The sequence below is a fragment of the Paenibacillus sp. Soil750 genome, assembly GCF_001428045.1.
Taxonomy (GTDB): Bacteria; Bacillota; Bacilli; order Paenibacillales; family NBRC-103111; genus Paenibacillus_E; species Paenibacillus_E allorhizoplanae.
Map to the genome: position 1 here is coordinate 16129 of NZ_LMSD01000016.1, position 17491 is coordinate 33619.

Annotated in this window: 15 protein-coding genes; all 15 read right to left on the reverse strand. The window is 45.7% G+C overall.

Annotated features, from left to right (window positions below; all coding sequences use genetic code 11):
* Positions 1–147: 147 nt before the first annotated feature.
* A complete protein-coding gene (gene ftsH / locus ASL11_RS18570; RefSeq protein WP_056617926.1) occupies positions 148–2109 on the reverse strand; it encodes an ATP-dependent zinc metalloprotease FtsH in 1962 nt (653 codons plus the stop codon).
* Between the two features lie 97 nt (positions 2110–2206).
* Positions 2207–2746, reverse strand: a complete 540-nt coding sequence (hpt, locus tag ASL11_RS18575) for a hypoxanthine phosphoribosyltransferase (protein WP_056617930.1) — start codon at positions 2744–2746, stop codon at positions 2207–2209.
* Positions 2747–2807: 61 nt separating this feature from the next.
* Entirely contained in the window at positions 2808–4235 is a 1428-nt protein-coding gene (tilS, locus tag ASL11_RS18580; RefSeq protein WP_056617932.1) for a tRNA lysidine(34) synthetase TilS, read from the reverse strand.
* Positions 4236–4268: 33 nt separating this feature from the next.
* Complete coding sequence (locus ASL11_RS18585; RefSeq protein ID WP_056617935.1) at positions 4269–5174, reverse strand: protein kinase domain-containing protein; 906 nt, start codon at positions 5172–5174, stop codon at positions 4269–4271.
* Positions 5158–5880 carry a vWA domain-containing protein gene (locus ASL11_RS18590; protein WP_056618052.1) on the reverse strand — a complete coding sequence of 241 codons (723 nt, stop codon included), beginning with the start codon at positions 5878–5880 and terminating at the stop codon, positions 5158–5160. The genes ASL11_RS18585 and ASL11_RS18590 overlap by 17 nt, the downstream gene beginning before the upstream one ends.
* A 208-nt stretch (positions 5881–6088) precedes the next feature.
* Positions 6089–9445: a collagen binding domain-containing protein gene (locus ASL11_RS18595; RefSeq protein ID WP_056617938.1), complete on the reverse strand. Its 3357-nt coding sequence runs from the start codon at positions 9443–9445 to the stop codon at positions 6089–6091.
* A 155-nt stretch (positions 9446–9600) separates the two neighbouring features.
* Positions 9601–10338: a class D sortase gene (locus ASL11_RS18600; RefSeq protein ID WP_056617941.1), complete on the reverse strand. Its 738-nt coding sequence runs from the start codon at positions 10336–10338 to the stop codon at positions 9601–9603.
* Positions 10339–10406: 68 nt separating this feature from the next.
* Positions 10407–12899, reverse strand: a complete 2493-nt coding sequence (gene spoIIE / locus ASL11_RS18605) for a stage II sporulation protein E (RefSeq protein WP_056618056.1) — start codon at positions 12897–12899, stop codon at positions 10407–10409.
* Positions 12900–13230: 331 nt separating this feature from the next.
* A complete protein-coding gene (locus ASL11_RS18610) occupies positions 13231–13830 on the reverse strand; it encodes a S1 domain-containing RNA-binding protein (RefSeq protein WP_056617944.1) in 600 nt (199 codons plus the stop codon).
* Positions 13831–13938: 108 nt separating this feature from the next.
* Complete coding sequence (locus ASL11_RS18615; RefSeq protein ID WP_056617947.1) at positions 13939–14262, reverse strand: FtsB family cell division protein; 324 nt, start codon at positions 14260–14262, stop codon at positions 13939–13941.
* A gap of 15 nt (positions 14263–14277) precedes the next feature.
* Positions 14278–14853 (reverse strand): spore cortex biosynthesis protein YabQ, encoded by a 576-nt coding sequence (gene yabQ / locus ASL11_RS18620; RefSeq protein WP_056617950.1) that lies wholly within the window; start codon positions 14851–14853, stop codon positions 14278–14280.
* The gene (gene yabP / locus ASL11_RS18625) at positions 14850–15137 is read right to left on the reverse strand and encodes a sporulation protein YabP (protein ID WP_056617955.1); all 288 of its coding nucleotides are present in this window, start codon (positions 15135–15137) and stop codon (positions 14850–14852) included. The genes yabQ and yabP overlap by 4 nt, the downstream gene beginning before the upstream one ends.
* Positions 15138–15275: 138 nt before the next feature.
* On the reverse strand, positions 15276–15539 hold the full coding sequence (locus ASL11_RS18630) for an RNA-binding S4 domain-containing protein (RefSeq protein WP_056617957.1): 264 nt from the start codon (positions 15537–15539) through the stop codon (positions 15276–15278).
* Positions 15539–15811, reverse strand: a complete 273-nt coding sequence (locus ASL11_RS18635; RefSeq protein WP_028557378.1) for an HU family DNA-binding protein — start codon at positions 15809–15811, stop codon at positions 15539–15541. Before ASL11_RS18635 ends, ASL11_RS18630 begins: the two co-directional genes overlap by 1 nt.
* Positions 15812–15948: 137 nt before the next feature.
* Positions 15949–17457 carry a nucleoside triphosphate pyrophosphohydrolase gene (gene mazG, locus ASL11_RS18640; protein ID WP_056617960.1) on the reverse strand — a complete coding sequence of 503 codons (1509 nt, stop codon included), beginning with the start codon at positions 17455–17457 and terminating at the stop codon, positions 15949–15951.
* Between the last annotated feature and the right edge of the window lie 34 nt (positions 17458–17491).

The following is a 17491-nucleotide window of genomic DNA, read 5'->3' on the forward strand; positions in this document are numbered from 1 at the left end:
TAGTATGATCTAAAAGCAATAAAATTAGAGATTTACAACTAATTTACACATTCTCACATCGCCTGTCAATGCGCAAATACATTGAAAAAACTCGGAATTCCGCGCACACTGGACGTGTACAACGGATTTCCGAGTTCGCATTGCAACTTACTCTTCTGTTTGATCCGGCTTAATCTCTTTAACTTCTTTATCTTTGTCAAACTCCAGCTTATTGCTTTCGCTAGCTTGGCTTTGACCTTGAATAGTAACCTTAACATCTTCCTCATCGGTGCTAGCGTTAAGCTTGCCTTTTTCCAAGAGTTCGATGATTTCGTCTTTATCCAATGTTTCTTTCTCTAGCAATGTTTTGGCAACGAGGTGAATCTGATCCGCATGCTCCGTAAGAATCGTGCGTGCACGTTCGTAGCACGTACGAATAAAGCTTTGCATTTCCTGATCAATCTCATAAGCAATCGCATCACTATAATTCTGCTCGTGTCCGATATCGCGGCCCAAGAATACTTGACCTTGGGAGCTTCCGAACTGCATCGGTCCAAGCTTATCGCTCATTCCGTATTCCATAATCATGCGACGAACGATTCCCGTTGCCTTCTGGAAATCACTGTATGCACCTGTGCCAATTTCTCCGATGAACAATTCTTCGGAAACACGGCCACCCAAGAGTCCAGTAACTTTATCCAGCAGCTCGTTCTTCGTTTGCATCATGCGATCTTCGCCTTCTTTAGGAAGCATCATCACATATCCGCCAGCGCGTCCGCGAGGTACGATTGTAACCTTATGAACCATGTCCGCATTCTCCGCATGATAACCGATAATCGCATGACCCGCTTCGTGGTACGCTACGATACGTTTCTCAGTTTCGGAGATAATACGACTTTTCTTCTGTGTACCGACGATAATACGGTCAAATGCTTCTTCAACTTCCGCCATCGAAATATCCTTACGGTTACGACGAGCTGCAATCAAAGCTGCTTCATTCAGTAAGTTCTCAAGATCAGCACCCGTAAAACCAGTTGTATAACGTGAAAGTGAATCTAACTTCACATCTTTAGCAAGCGGTTTGTTACGCGCATGAACTTTCAATACCGCTTCACGGCCTTTGATATCCGGACGATCTACCGTGATTTGACGGTCGAAACGGCCTGGACGCAATAAGGCAGGGTCTAGAATATCAGGGCGGTTCGTTGCTGCTACGATGATAATACCTTCGTTCGCGCCAAATCCGTCCATTTCAACAAGCAATTGGTTGAGTGTTTGCTCACGCTCATCATGTCCGCCGCCTAAACCAGCGCCACGTTGACGACCAACCGCATCGATTTCATCGATAAAGATAATACAAGGTGAATTCTTCTTCGCATTCTCGAACAAGTCACGAACACGTGATGCACCGACACCGACGAACATCTCAACGAAGTCAGAACCGGAGATACTGAAGAAAGGAACGCCTGCTTCACCGGCAACCGCACGAGCAAGTAGCGTTTTACCTGTTCCTGGAGGACCATTCAATAGAACACCCTTAGGAATTCTAGCGCCAACTGCTGCGAATTTACGAGGATCCTTGAGGAACTCAACAACCTCGATTAATTCTTGCTTCTCTTCATCCGCACCTGCCACATCTTCAAATGTGACACGTTTCTTCTCCTCGTTATATAGGCGCGCACGGCTCTTGCCGAAGTTCATCACTTTACCGCCGCCGCCTTGCGCTTGATTCAATAAGAAGAAGAACAAAATGAAGATAATGACGAATGGAATAATGGACGTAAGAAAGCTAATCCAAACGCTATCGCGTTCCATCGGCCCGTACTCTTCCGAAGGTACGCCGTTCGCTTCAATCATTTGTACAACTAACGGCTCATAAGGAGCATGTGTTTCAAAGCTCTTCTTATCCGCGCCATTAGGCGGGTTAATATACTTACCCTTAATCGAATAGGTATACCCATCGAACTTTAACACTACGGACTCTACATTTTTGTTTACAACTGCTTGTCGGAATTTATCGTAAGTGATTAACTCCTTCTGTTCATTCTGGGTACTGATGAAATGAACGATCCCCACGGTAACCAAAAATATAAGCAAATAAAAGCCGGTATTCCGGATAATTCGATTCATAACGAGCCTCCTCTCAAACGGCACACAATTATTATTTTACCACACCCCGGTAAAGCGCTACAACATTACTGCCTTAGTGCGCCTGCGGAACGTGACACTAGCTCGAATAGATCTCTGGTTTCAATATGCCGATAAATGGAAGGTTACGATACTTCTCTGCATAATCCAGACCATATCCGACAACGAACTCATCTGGTAGCACATAACCTGCATAATCAGGTTCAAGTTCTACCGTTCTGCGTGCCGGTTTATTAAACAGCGCAACAACCGAGATTGTCTTAGCATTGCGACGTTCTAGCACATCTATCAGATAACTTAGCGTTAAGCCACTATCGATAATATCTTCCACGATCAGGATATGACGTCCTTCCACGGGTACATCAAGATCTTTGATAATCTTAACGACTCCAGAGGATTTCGTGGATTGACCGTAGCTGGATACCGCCATAAAATCAATTTCCAAAGGTACTCTAATTTGCTTTACAAGATCCGCCATGAAAATAAAAGCGCCCTTCAGCACACAAATAACCAATGGATTCTTACCTTCGTAATCAGTGGAAAGCAATTCCCCTAATTCTTTGATCTTGCCTTGAATTTGTTCTTCACTGTAAAGTACTTCTTGAATGTCGCTGTACAAGGATGAACCCCCTAGATTATATTATGAATCCTTATAAATTTACATTCTAGAAGAACGAAATTTACGTATGTTCCTGCAGCACTAGCTTCATATGAAGCACACGTTCTGTGTCTGGTCCGACCAAAGCGTGTTTGGACCTACGAAATCCAGCAATCCAGAGAATCCGTCCGGATGCGTCGACCAGTAGTGGAATAACCTCACGCCGAGTTGGTGGCATTTTGGCATCAATGAACATATCCTTTACCTTTTTGGACCCGTTTAAACCAAGTGGTTCCAATCGGTCTCCCGATCTGCGGCTTCTCAAACAAAGCGGCAATTCTACCTGGTCTGCATCCAAAAAAACGTCGCCATTATGGTCTAATGATGAAGCAGCTTGCTTATACGAGCTTAAAGGCATCCATGAGTAGATCAATTTGGCGTTCATGTCCGGGAGGTCCAGCTCATTTGATGCTAACCGGATCTCATAAGCATAAGGCTTAGGATCTGGTGCATAGGTCTGAAATTGGATAGATCCATATTCTCTCACAATATAAATCTGTTCATCCACTTGCAGGACTTGATTCGACATCTGATCTTTAACCATTAACTCACGCACGCGCTCAATTCGTGTAAATACCAGCCGTTCCCTTTCCAAACAAAGACAGTTTAATATTAATTTAATCAAACGCCTTTGTAAAGCAACGTGAAGCTCGGCGAAATCACTCCGATTTAAGCGGCAGATGTTCGACTGAAATGTCACGATTCGGCGAAAAACCTTATCGGTTTCTGCATCCAAATAATCATTCTCAGCTTGCATCACATCCGTTAATCGATTGAGTGAATCTGGAAGTTGTTCATTATACTGTTTCAGCATCGGCATAAGATCTAACCGAATCCGATTGCGGAAATACTTCCGCAGCTCATTGCTGCTGTCCTTACAATAGGCAATTTCATGCTGAGCGCAATAATTCACAATATCTGATTTGTATATACGTAAAAAAGGACGAATCAGTTCCACTTTTTTTTCGCGCCTTCGTTCCGGCATGCCAACTAACCCCGATGGGCCTGTCCCACGCAAGATTCGCATCAACATCGTTTCCGCTTGGTCATCGGCATGATGGGCCAAAGCGATCCGTTGTGCACCGTACTGCTCAGCGACTTGATGTAGAAATTCATATCTTTTCTCCCGCGCTGCCGCTTGCCCATTTAAAGAAGCTTCCTCTATATAAGCAGGAACATCGATAACACCAATTTCACAAGGAAGCGCTAGCCCTGCCGCGAGCTCCGCAACGAAGTCTGCTTCCGCATCCGATTCCTTGCCCCTGAATTGATGATTTACATGGGCAACAACGATCGTCCACTGGTGGGCATCTGCAAGGCGAAAAAGGACATGCAACAGCGCCACTGAATCAGGTCCCCCTGAAACCGCGACGACAATCACATCCCCTGCATCTGCAAGTTTTTCTTCCTCAATTCGTCGTTCTACTCTGGCAACAAGATCCGTTTCCATCTCGCATTCCTTTCGGCCTTTTCTTACCCTGCCCTACCAATACATATAAATCGTTGCTCCACAAATAAAAATTGATGCAGCAAAGCATATTTTAAGCCATGGCATTTTCAGCGTCGACTGAGCGACCTTCTTACCTGCAATCAGTTTTTTCCATTCCACAATTGCTTCTTCCGACGTTCTAAACTCGCTGCGCAAAGCTTTATTTAGAAAAGGTGCCAATTGAGCAGCAACTGGATTTTCCCGCATGATCGACGTTAATTGATCTAACTCCCGGTTTTGAGGGAGTGTTTTGATAAAGCCAGCGAAGCGTTTGCGGTGATCTAGTGTTTTTAATAGTAAAATAGCAAATGAAAATAGATCGTAGCTTTCCTCCGCAACCCGCTCCCCCATATTCCAAAACCCGCGATCGTAGACTTCTGTTAATTGTTTAATCGCTCGTCCCTTGGGTGATACGCCCCCGAAATCAATAAGATCTACATCGCCATAGTTAGATACAATCATATTCTCGACCTTCAAGTCTCCAAATACATACCCACTTCTGTGGATTTCAGTGAGCTTTCGCAATAGATTCGTGCCTATCACATAGATCCAATCTTGACTGCGCTTATGTATAAATTCGGAAAGAGTCACGCCCTCAATATATCGCATGACATAGAAGGAAATTCCTTTTCCTTGAATCATCATATCATCTGAATCAATCAAAAAATTCTTAAAAGAATTCTCTTTCATCGAAATAGCAAGTAGGGAATTGATCTCTGACTGATGGTCAACCGTTTCATATCCTGCTTTAAGCGCAAATCTAGCGTTTCCCCTTCGGACAAGAGCAACAATGCCATTGGAGCCTGCACCTAATAAGCGTTCGACCACATACACATGGCCATTCCACTTCCCCTTAATTACAGCCCCTGGGCGAAAGGCCTCATCATACCACGTAGTCACTCAGCATCCCTTCCTCAGTCGTCTTTGGTGAGAAAGGCTTTTCTGTCACGAACTGCAACGTTTGCAGCAGCGCTGGACCGGTTGGTGTCGTACCCTTCATGTTTATTTTATAGAACATCTTGTTGACATTTGCAAGCTGATTCGTCCAACCATGGTCCATTTCTAGTTCCTGATCACTCGATTTGGTAGATGGAAAATGGAAAACAGCAAGCTCGCTCACACCACTTCGCGCTCTTAAACTAAGCAAAAGATCATGAATGGCTTCACGTACCGCGGCAAGCTTCGGCTTCATACTAGCACTTGCATCTATTAAAAGGGCCACACGTAGCGACGTGGTTTCACTCATATTATCAATAACTTGTACCACTTCAGCTCGCTTCTCTGGTGGCAATTGCTCTAATTGTGAAATCCCCAATATACTTTGCAGTTCCTTGCCCACAGCATGCTGGATGGTTGCATTAACGGTTTTCCGGGTCATCATTTGCACGGTATGCGACAGTTGTTCGGAATTAACAATCCGACTCATGCCACCGCCTGCTGCTGCAATCTCTCGAATCTCTTCTGAGCCTAGCACACCTAACTCCCCATGATCAATTACACCAATGACATTCACAGCAACACCTTCTGCCTGCGCTTGTGCCGCCGCTATCACGGGACTTACGCCAACATTGGAACAACCGTCTGTAATTAATAAGATTTGTTTCATCATAATCTTCTGCCTCCCTGGCCGATAAGATTCGCTCTCTAGTAGTTTCTTATCCTAGTTTTTCCATTTATGAGAGTGTCTAATCATCTTGCAGGTAGGGATTGCGAAAGGTATTTACTCGATTTTATCCTATACATCCTATGATAAGAACCAAATAAGCAGGGGGCATCCCCCTGCTTATTTGTAGCGTTAGTCAATCGTCATTAAGTTAACGTCTCCTCCGAACTTTCCTTCCTAACATTACACCAAACAGCACGAAAGTTAAGCCAGCAAGCTTAATATAGAGATGGCTAGACTCTCCCGTTACCGGCAGCGTTGCTGGCTCAGCAGTTAGAGGAACCACTACGCCAGGATCAGACGGTTTAGGTGACGGAACCGTCGCTAAAGGCGGTGTAGGCTTAGGTGCCGGCGTTATAGACGGACTCGGAGTTAGACTTGGTGTCGGTGTCGGCGGCGATGTTGGTGTCGATGACGGCGGTGGTGTCGGTGTCGACGACGGCGGTGGTGTCGGTGTCGATGTTGGCGGTGGTGTCGGTGTCGACAACGGCGGTGGTGTCGGTGTCGATGTTGGCGGTGGTGTCGGTGTCGACGACGGCGGTGGTGTCGGTGTAGTAGTCGGCGGCGGCGTTTTACTATTCGTATACGTCACCCTTTTATTCTCTGCCGCTTGTAGTGCGAATGGATGCTCACTTCCATCTAGGATATACCCGCTTGGCGCTGTGACTTCTTTAATCACATAGTCACCTGCTAGCAATCCTTGGAAAATGGCTATACCTGCTTCATTCGTCGTTTGCGTTTGTATGACATTGGTCGTTTCACCGGACTTCCGACTTAGCTCATATTTAGCGCCGCTAAGCGGTAATTCTCTATTCGTTACATCAACCTTTTTAACTTCTAAAGACCCGCGGACACCATTCCCTGTGCCTGAGCCTGTGGATACGCCAACCACGATATTTTTAACTGTTTCTATCGGGACCGTTGTCAGATTGCTCGCGCTAAAACTAACCACATTGGTGACAGATTCTTGGTCGCGTGCCGCAATGACAGATTGATATTCCAACACAAAGGCTGTCGAGATTGGACTTTTGAATTTTAAGCGGAACGTCTGATTCCCTTCTGTATCCGTTAGAATATCAACTGTGTAGCCGACATCCTTTACTAATTCGACATCCTTGGTCAAATCACCATTGGCAGCTGCCTTCATACTGAATAAATGGAAAGAATTCGACAGCAGGACTTGATTTCTAGATGGTCTATCGAAAATTTCCGCATCCCATAGCTTCGATTGTCCCTGATTAATGGTAATTTTCCAATCGATCTTATCACCGCTTTGTGAGCCGTTCTTGCTCACGTATTCCCCACCATGAGGGATATTTACGCTGGCCGTAAGGTTTCTAGATACCTGGGATTGCCCATCATATACCTTAGCCGTATTAGCAACCGTACTAGGAATCAACGCTCCCTCTAAACTTGTTTTAAACACGATTATATAGGCTGTTGAAAGGGGTTCGTGGAACGTAACAATAAGCTTGTTCTGAGCATCAATGCTTACCCCATAGCGGGAAGCATCTACGACTGTGCCTGGCGATGGGTCGCCATCTACAGAAACGTTCATGTTGTACACAACAAGCGAGCCATCAACGAACTTCTGATTCTCTTGTAAGACATCCTCGACTCTCGGTGAAGCAATCTCCTTCTCACTGTAGTTCACACCTACTGTCCAAGTTAGCTGTTTATTCACCACATTATAATTACCATATTTGTAACCACTGTTAATATATTCATCTCGCGCATAGAAAGCGGCCCCAACTGTTTGCGAATAGGTCACTTCATCCGTCGAACTCCAGTCCATCTGAGCCGTATTATGGAAAATGGCTGTACTATCTTTCGGGACAATCCAAGTCAAATCAAAATTCGTTTGATAAGTGATGATAACTGGCTGCGTCAGAGGCTTTGTAAAGTTGATTGTAAAGCCATCATATTTACTCACACTGTTATCCAAGGTGAAATCGGCGGGACTATGCAATGTCTCATTACCCTGCGTTATGACTAAAGAATCCTCTATAAAGTACATACCCTTATGAGGGAACGTATCCTTCACGACAACATGATTCATAACCTGGCTGTTTCCGTTTAATTCAATTTTCCAGCCTACCTTCTTTTCGATATAGTTGGCCGCTCCTACGTTTTTAATTAGACCTACTTGTGTAGTATTCTGCGATGCACTGCTATGCTCCTCCGTCCATATTGTCACCTCATTCGTGATGACCGCATCAGCGATGATTGGGCGGGCAGCTTGGGTTTGATAATCAATTCGATACGCGCCAGTAATAGCCGTTTTAAATTTCAACTTAAATATGTTGCCGCTCTCACCCATCGGTGTAATAGTATACTGGTCGGCTGACAGAACAGCGCCACGAGTCTCATTGCCCCCTGCATCAAAAGTCACCGGATACACATGAAGAGATCCATCCACAAGTTGATGCGGCACACTCACAGTGTCTATGATATAAGCATTTTCTTCACTAATCGATACCTCTCCACCGTTGTAAAGAACGCTCCAATCTATTTTCTGCTGAATAGCTTGATAATCCGTAATTTCTTTCTTGAGTATACTTCCTCGTTGCACTGCAACTGTTGACGTTGCTTCAACTGCTGACGTATGACTTCCTCCAAACTTGGCAGTATTCGTGAATGACAACTTGCTGGGGTCAGTAATATTTGTTACATACTGAATCCGGTAAGCCGACGTAATCGGGTTGTTTGTGAAATGAACCGTCAAAACGCCTCCAGTTGTGTTCACTGTATACTGACTACTATCCAGTTCTGCCCCCTGTATGACAGTGCCGTCCAGTTGCACATTCAAAGCATAAACTTTGACTCCTGTTGGCGTGGATAATCCCTCCACGTTCGGATCTGTCATGACAGCATCCTGAACCGTATCCAGTAATTTGTTCACATCCACCGTCCAATTTATCGATTTCGCATTGTAACCTTGGGGGACACCAGATTTACTAATCGTTGAATCTACGGCAGGCCTGAACTTTATGGTAAATATCTGGTCGCCGCTTCGAACAGGAATCACAATTGTTTGTTCCGTAGTCCCTGTTATTTGGCTCTTATTAAATTGCGTAAGGAAGCTCAACGTTCCCTTCAAATCATCATGACTCTCAATAAATTCGTTAAACGTAATCACCACATGATGACTATCTTTATTGGCATGGAAATTCCCTACTGTCGAACTGTTGTCTATGACGAGAGCACCGCTTACATTATTGAATAACTCAAACTCCTGCGGCAGCGTAAAAGTAAACGTATCTCCGTTGTGGTAGCCATGACCATTCGGCAAAGACCAGGTGTAGTCCAGCTTAGCTTGAGCATTCTGGTTATACACATTCCCCGTTACCACTTGCCCATTACTATCGTATACCGCTAATGTGACACTATCGAGGATGTTGCCCGATATTTCAGTTGCATTCACCTGGCTAGATAAGGTAATCCCATAAAGACATTGCATAAACATAAGAAGAGCAATTAGCAAAGCCTTTGTTTGTTTCTTCACCATCTTTGTTTAGACCTCCATTTCAGATATGTACCTTTTCATTGAAAAGAAAGAACACTTATTTTCCTTTGATACAAATTGTATCATTTTTGACAAGCGGGTAGTACACCTGTTTTGAAAATATGTAATATCCATCCTTTCTATACGTGAACTTCTAACTATTCAACCAATTTCCCTTTCACAATTAAGCGATGCGTCGGGTCTACCATGGGATCACACGTAATTAACGTAATTTCCCGATTACTGCCATTACTTTGTAATACCCATACATCTGTTGGAAGTACAACTAACTTCTCCTCTACGCTGTAGACGTATTTCCGGCTCCCTGTATCGACTTCAATCACATCACCAGGGACAACTTCATCTAGGCGATTAAAATTTTTACCGTACGTCAAATTTCGATGCCCAGCAATCGCATAATTACCTATTGCACCAGCTTTTCCTGTATTCGCAATACTGGCAACTGCGATTTTCATATTATCCATGGTCGCACCAGATAGAATGGGGAGCTTCAAATCAATTTTATCAATACTCAGAACCCCCTCCATGTTCTTTGGTTTCACAGGGGGAGGCTTTGCTGTCGCCACAACCTTCACAACCGTGTCGCTCACGCTTGTGGGCTTTGCGGATTCAGACACCAATGGCTCGTTGATCCATACACTTGCATCTGGTGAGGGGGTTACACCGCTCCCAACGGGTGTAGCCTTCGAACCTCCTGCAGCAAGTACCTCCACATTTTCCTCTCCGGGCAACTGGTCCATCGCTTGCATATTGTCTTGCCATTGTTTCAAAATCTGATCTTGTTGATAAGTTTCATATCGATCATTTATCGTGGGATACAGAAACAGGCATACTCCCAGAAGTATGAGCAATATGGCAAACCATCTCCTAATCATTCAACTAACCGCCTTTCTTGACTCAAAAACCGCGCCGGCAAATGAGCCGGCACGGCTTATTAGAACCTTTAACTAACTGTTTTCGGACGCTCCATACGTGTAATACCCGGCCAACGGAACGTCGCCCATTCCGGCTGTCGCTTCTCAATACGTGCTACCACAACCGTCATATCATCCTGAATTTCTCCGTGATGATGGCGGAAAATACGCTCCAATAAGCAATCCGCGAAATCCTGCGGTAACGTCGTATCAATTTCCTGAATCATCCGCTTCATCCACATCTCCTTGTTTACAGCATGGCCCGGGGCATCAAAGATACCATCAGTCATCATCACAAGGATATCTCCTGATTGCAGCGGTATGGAGACCAGATCGACATCAATCTCACTCAAGATGCCTACCGGCAAATTGTTGGCCGAGATCGGAATAACCTCCGTGCCGCGCTTAATGAAGCTTGGCGTAGAGCCGATCTTCATGAATGTTGTATTGGCACTGTACATATCAATCAATGCCATATCCACCGTCGCGTACATCTCATCCGATGAACGCAGCATCAACACCGAGTTCAGCGACTTGATCGCCAACTTCTCATCCATCCCCGACTGCAGCAGCTGCTGCAGGATACTAAGCGCCGTCTCGCTCTCCGCACGCGCTCGCTCGCCATTCCCCATGCCGTCGCTCAGCGCAACGGCATACTTGCCATTGCCCAGCTCCACCGTGGAGTAGCTGTCACCGGAGAAGAGATCGCCTCCCTTGGCAGCGCCGGCGACTCCGGTCTCCACCTCGTATTCTTTGGCGGAGCCGAATACGACTGTGCTGTAGCCCTCGCCGCGCGTGTGCATTTCCTCACGCATGACGGCGACGTTCTCGCCGATGATTTCGCTCAGAAGCGGCGCGATGATTTTACGACATTCATCAAATCCCTTCGTATATTGATGGATGATTTCGATTTCGATGTTGCCTTCGTCTAACGAAATCACATCGATGGTATGAATAGATAAGCCCAGCTCCTCTAGGGCATTACGAATTTGCTCTTCTTGGAGGAACAACTCCTGTCCTTCCCTTTTAATTTCCTTTGCTAAGTCTTCCATGACCTGCGAAACACCTGACAATTGGTCGGCAACAAGATGCCGGCTATCGATAATCTGCTTTTTCCAATGCCTGTCATTCTTATATAAACTATATTGCTGTTTCATCACATCTAGCACTTGTTCCGTACGGATGCACACCTTCTTCCACTCAGGCGGAATCTGTTTCTTCGTCATACTCTCCTTTGTCTCGATTTGGCTCATCATATCCGTCATATACGTATAAGTTTGATAGAATTTCTGATCCCAGCACTGGCTCTTCTTCCAACAAGACTCACATGCCTTCTGGGTGACAGCATTCATGAAATGTCCGACATCTTCCTCCTTCCGACTCACCTCATCTTCAGTCGTTAACTGTTTAAAGCTGCGCGCCAACTGGCGGAATACCTCAGAGAATTGCTCTACGCGACCAGCCGTCACATCCCGCACACGCTTCGCATAATCCTGCTGCGATTTCAGATTCTCTTGGGTACCAGGCACATACTTAGCAAGCATCAGAATAACGCTGCGCGGCGTAAGAAGGAACAGGGCAACCGCCGCAAGAGATTCCCAGGCCGAATTGATCATATCCACATTAGAACCCATATAGAAAGAGAGAATAACCGAGCCGATCAGCATCCCGAAGGCTACCATTAAGCGATTCCCATCTTTAAGGAGACCAGCGAGCATACCAGAGAATGCAAGTAAACTCATCTGATAGATCGCATTGCTATTCGCAAGACTCAGGATAAGCCCTGTGACAACACCAACGGACGCTCCGAACGGCGCTCCTCCTACCAACGCAAACAGAAGTATCAAGTAACGCGATAGCACATGCTCTACCGTGACAGGACCCACTAGCCAACCAACCGTACCTGTCATGACCGATGCCAGCAAAATAATTAAGCAAATAATTTCCTCATGTTTAAGATGATAGTTTTTGCGGGTAAGCGTGAATACAGGGATCGCTTGAATGAAAATGAGCGTCAGTACCAAACTTAGCAACGCTTCCACGGTAAGCATCATCAAGGAGTACCACGTCAAGTTTGAAACAACTAGCTCCGCAAAGAGCTGCACGAGGAACGTTGAGCTAAAAACGAGTATCGGCGCTAACGAAACGTCTGAGCGTTCATATTTCTCAAGTGCCTTCTGGATCAGTAAGAAGATAACGATTTCTGTCACTAGATAACCGGTGTTCCCATTCACCGCAAGCAAGCTACCAGCAAATGATGCAATACCCACCCAATGCAAGATATCCTTTCTTGTAAAATAGATGACTGCGACAAACGCCAAAGCAAATGGTGATAACTGTTCCAGAATCATCGCCCGACCGAGCAAGAAGCCCATAACGATGAGCAGTAACGACCACTTCTTAGCAACAAAAGCTTGTACCCATCGATTCTCCACAGCTGCACTGTGAACACCTACTTTTGCTTTCTGCCAAATTCCCGACCATCCGCTACCCATCACCGCGCCTAAGCTTCGTCTTTGCATATTCTCGAACACCATCCATTTCTTCCCTTATTTGTTACTCTAGTATAGAGACAATCTAGCAGAAAGTTTGTCAGAATGAGTTGATAGAGTCAAAGAAATTTCCGACATGTCCCGATGTCTTTGTCAACAGGCCCCAGCCCTTGCCCGCTCTAGGTTCCTCGGGTTGAAAACGTTTCCAAAAGTCTGATTACCTCGAAACTACGCGCCGCATATGAGGGAGATACCCGTAACTCCATGTCGATTGATTTTCATTGTTTTTGCCGGACTTGTCGCACATGACAAAGAAAAAACCACATTCGCCGGAGCGAATGTGGTTCATCATCTGCATCTATTAGTCTCTTCTTCCGCCTCGGCCACCGCGTTTGGACTCGGTGTTCTTCTTCAAGGACGAAATCCGCTCTTCACTATCTTTTAGGAAACGAGATACTTTATCTTCGAACGAAAACGGTCTAGCTCCGCCTTGCTGCTTGTTAAAGCCGCCGCGACCACCACCGCCACCACCACGATTGAAGCCACCGCCGCCACCTGGACGACCGCCACCACCACCTGGAGCACCGCTTGGAGCACCACTACGGTCTCCACCGCTGCTTGGACGACCACCTTGGTAACCGCCGCTTGGACGATCTCCACTAGGACGACCTTGATAGCTGCTGCCACCTGTACGTTCAGGACGAGCTGGTCTTTCCTCAACTGGCTTGTCAATCGTTTGCTTGATCGACAGTCCGATCTTGCCATCCTTGTCCACGTTAATTACTTTGACCGTTACCTTGTCTTCTAGCTTCAAGTGGTCATTAACGTCCTTCACATAATTGTCCGCGATCTCCGAAATGTGAACAAGACCGGTAACTCCTTCAGCAAGCTCGACGAATGCTCCAAAGTGAGTAATCCCCGTCACTCTTCCCTCTAACTTGGTGCCAACTTCAATTGCCATAAAGTAAAATGTTCCTCCCTTAAAATGTTGAAAACACTGGCTACGCCGATTATAACCGATGCAGAAACCACGGTCAACACGGCATTAGCCACTTCTTCATAACGTTTCTTATTGCGACTTCGAGACACTTAGTGGCGTCTCTCCCGTTTTACTGTAATGAAAGTCTCGGCGAATGATCTGATCCAAATATTCGTCGTTATGCAGCCGTGCGATTTCCTTCGTCGTGAGAGCATTGATCTTCTGCGCTTCGACGAGTTGTTGTTCCATATTCGCTACGACACTTTTCTTCTCGTGCAGCTTGGCGAACTGCCCCCAGATGTTAACAGCAGCCCAGCTCAGAAAACATAAGACAATGATCAAAAGGATACGCAGTCTTCGCTTCGAGCCTTCCCGACTGATGCGCTTGGTTGAAACGGTTGCTTGAGCATGCATGAATAGGAAATCCTCCTACTTCGAGAATATCCTGCGATAAAGCGCAATGATGCGTCCCTTCAGTTTCTTCAACCAGTCAGGGATCACCAAGTACTTATGCACAGGCTTAGTCATCCAGAGGAATAGTCTCCACATAGGATAGAGCAATTGTAGCACAATTCTGTAAAGGAATATAGCTACGGCTAGCAAAAAGCCTAAAATTATCACCGTTAGACGATATAAGCCAATAATCGGTTTAATGATGAGAATTTCGACAGTCCTCGTAAAGAAGCGGTAAATCGCCACAATAATTCGTATGAGAATGAGCGTTAGACGAATGACAAGCGAACTAAGAAGAGCGAAATAGAAGCAAATTCCGATTCCCATTCCAAGAAAAATAAAAATACGAACTTGTCCTTCATTACTGTAAATGAGCATCTTGAACACTAGGATTATCGCCACAATCCAATAGATACTATCTACAATGGGGATGGTCCATCGTGGCAACCGCAGCTTGCCCGAGAGCACATGAAAAATATCGAACAGAGCCCCTATGCAAATTCCACTCAGGAACATCATGAAAATCGTCTGAAATTGAACGTGAAGCGTCACTTAAATAGCTTACCAAGAAACCCTTTGGATTTCTCCTGGGTATTCCCGTCCACATAGGCTAATTCATGAATAATACCTTCGATGGCGACTAATCCTTGCTCCAAGCTCAAGTTCTTGATGTGCAAATTTTGCCCCTTAATCATCAAGTAGCCCATTTCCGTCTCTAGGAGGAATTCTTCGCTATCAAAACTTTCTACGTTCAAAACTCCTGATATTTCCAAGAGCTTGCGATTCAGCATCTTAATTTCTTGCCTTTTGTTGCTGTTCTTCACAGGTTCAATCATGGCCTGACCCCTCCTTCACCTAATCTTACGATATGGGAGGATGTCCATTTTTAGAACCAAGCCTTGTATCCTATGCCTATAAAAAAAGCAGCCTAAAATCCCCTCTGCAGGAATCCTAGGCTACTTCATCGGTATGCGTTATTCGGATTGGAAGGGTTCTTCCTTCAGCAGCGTGTACATCTGCGCAGCGTCTTCCTTACGGGTCGACTCTGTCAAAAGCTCAACGCGAATCGTCACTTTCTTTTGACCGAACTGAATGGATAACTCATCTCCAACTTTCACATGCGTACTCGCTTTAGCGTCCCTACCGTTAATCCACACGCGCCCTTGGTCGGACACATCCTTTGCAACTGTACGGCGTTTGATCAGACGAGATACTTTGAGAAATTTATCGATACGCATTATTTCACAGCGTCTTTAAGCTTGTTGCCCGCTTTGAAAGCAGGAACATTGGATTCTGCGATTTCGATTGGGTTACCCGTTTGCGGGTTGCGACCTGTACGGCCAGAACGCTTACGAGTTTCAAATGTACCGAAACCGATCAATTGTACTTTATCTCCGGATGAAAGAGCGTCTGTCACTTCACCAAGGAATCCGTTAAGGACAACTTCTACGTCTTTCTTAGTAAGTCCGCTTTTTTCAGCGATGTTGTTGATCAAGTCTGTTTTGTTCATGTGTTTTCTTTACCTCCCAAAATGTTTGAAGATCAGGTCTTCTATGTACCAATTGTGGTTACATTTCATGATTATACCTTGCAACAAGTCTAGTATTCTGCTTTTTTCGGCAAAATCCTTCTAGCGTTTATCAAGTTTTATAACTTTTTTGCTTCTTGCCAGTATTTTTCCATCTCTGATAACCCAGTTTGTTCAAAAGATAACCCCTTTAAACGTAACTGTTCCTCAATATATGAAAATCTTTGCATAAATTTCCGATTCGTTTGTGCTAGCGCCTCTTCGGGGTCTACTTTGAGGAATCTAGCAACATTGACGATAGAGAAGAGAACATCCCCCAACTCGTCACGACGCTCCTGAGCCCCGTCTTCCGCCCCTAGTGCAATCGCTTCACGCAGCTCAGCGAACTCCTCTTCCACCTTAGCCAGCACATCATCTAGCTCTGTCCAGTCAAAACCGACCGCTGCCGCTTTTTTCTGCAGCTTCATCGCCTTCATCAACCCGGGCAATTCACGCGGAATGCCATCCAGTACAGACTGCTGCGTAACATCGATGCCTTTCTTCCGCTTCTCTTCGACCTTGATCGCATTCCAGTTAACCAAAGCCTCATTAGCATCCTCTGCCTTCGACTCTCCAAACACATGCGGATGACGACGAATTAGTTTCTCATTTAACGTAGCGATCACATCATACACGGAGAACGTGCCAATCTCCTCTTCCATTTGCGCATGCAGCATGACTTGTAAAAGCAAATCGCCAAGCTCCTCGCACATGTGATCCGGATCATCTTCATCAATGGTTTCCAGTACTTCGTAAGCTTCCTCTATCAGATTCTTGCGCAGACTCTCATGTGTCTGTTCACGATCCCACGGACAACCTTCTGGGCTGCGCAGGGTCTGAACGATCTCATGCAGCTTACCAAATGTCCGATTGTACGGCCCCTCCTGCTCACTGCGCGGCACCCACACCAGCGACAGATTGCCATAACCTTTGACATGATCCAGCTCGTGGAGCGGTACTTCAATGATCTGCTCCTGACCTGCCACTCCCAACGAGTGACCCACAACGACCTTATACTCGTCTGGATAGGCATCCATCAGGCTGATTTTCAAGTCAGAGGCTGTGTACGTATCGTACACCTGCCCAATCACCGTATGCAGCTGTGGATTCAATGCATAACGGCTGATGCTCGTCGCATCCAGCAACTGGAAGCCGTCGATCGGATCGAAGCCAAATCGTAAGAAGGCTTGGTCTAAGAAGCTCTCTCCACCGGTGATGTGGAGCTCGATACCCTCAGATGGGCATCGTTGTTTCAGTAGTTGCACCGTGTACTCTGCTACCATGGGGTGACCTGGGACAGCGTAAAGCACGTCAGTCGTATGGCTTTTCGCTGCCGAGATTAGTTCTTCTGCAATGGACTCATAAACTCCCTCGAACGTCTCATTCGACATGTAATTCGCATCAAACGTTTCGTACGGAATTTCGTTGGCATCCAACAGTTGTACCATCGGATGGTCTTTCGTCCGTAGGAATAGCTTCGCTTGTGACTTTGCCGCTAGTTGAAGCTTCTTCCATACACCTAAGGTTAATTGATCTTCGTCTCCTGTCCCGAGTCCAAGGACGGTAATTTGCGGGTTGCTTATTGCCATGGGATGACACCTCCTGATTAATGGTTATTTATAA